This window comes from Pseudomonas sp. SIMBA_067, assembly GCF_046534675.1.
Lineage (GTDB): Bacteria > Pseudomonadota > Gammaproteobacteria > Pseudomonadales > Pseudomonadaceae > Aquipseudomonas > Aquipseudomonas putida.
The window spans coordinates 1-310 of sequence record NZ_JAWRYH010000215.1 but is presented as its reverse complement, the minus strand read 5'-3'; the positions used below and the strand labels follow the sequence as shown (position 1 = coordinate 310).

1 protein-coding gene is annotated in these 310 nt (G+C 59.0%); it reads left to right on the top strand.

Translation table 11 applies throughout. The features are described from left to right. Positions 1-310, top strand: a 310-nt coding sequence (locus SB765_RS28795; protein ID WP_410932379.1) for a 5'/3'-nucleotidase SurE, incomplete at both ends; no start/stop codon positions are given.

Genomic DNA, 310 nt, shown 5'->3' with positions numbered 1-310 from the left:
CGGATATTGCTCAGTAACGATGACGGCATTCATGCGCCAGGCATTCAAACTCTGGCGAAAGCCCTGCGGCAGATCGCTGACGTGCAGGTTGTTGCCCCCGATCGTAACCGAAGCGGTGCCTCGAACTCATTAACGCTGGAAACGCCTCTGCGCACCTTCACCCATGAAAACGGCGATATCGCCGTCCAGATGGGGACGCCGACCGACTGCGTCTATCTGGGGGTGAATGCGCTGATGCAGCCGCGTCCCGACATTGTGGTGTCGGGCATCAATGCCGGCCCCAATCTGGGCGATGATGTGATCTACTCCG